Here is a 475-nt window from a genome sequence, read left to right as displayed (position 1 = left end):
CGCCAGCCCGTAGCCCGGCACGATGACCACTGTCTCGGCATTGCCCAGCACAAAGGCCGCATCATCGGCGGAGCCGCTCTTGACCGGGCGCTGCTCGGCCTTGCCCGCAGCAGGACCACCGGCCTCACCACCAAAGCCGCCCAGGATCACATTGAAGAACGACCGGTTCATGGCCTTGCACATGATGTAGGAGAGGATGGCGCCACTGGAGCCCACCAGTGATCCGGCAATGATCAGCATGCTGTTGTTCAGGCTGAAGCCAATGCCCGCCGCTGCCCAGCCCGAGTAGCTGTTGAGCATGGACACCACCACCGGCATGTCGGCGCCGCCAATGGGGATGATGATGAGCACGCCCATCACAAAGGACAGCGCCAGCATCGCGAAGAACGCCATCTCATTGCCACTGGCGGTAAATATGACCCCCAGAGCGAAAGTGAGAATGCCCAATTCCAGATTGAGCTTGTGCTGGCCCTTG

General features: G+C 61.3%; 1 protein-coding gene. It reads right to left on the bottom strand.

The features are described from left to right. On the bottom strand, positions 1–475 hold a 475-nt coding region (locus AC1RMF_RS26665; protein ID WP_493145581.1), incomplete at both ends, for an NAD(P)(+) transhydrogenase (Re/Si-specific) subunit beta.

The organism is Rhodoferax sp. GW822-FHT04A08 (genome assembly GCF_058801025.1).
Note: the sequence above shows the minus strand (reverse complement) of the source record. Positions and strands in the feature narration are given on the sequence as shown.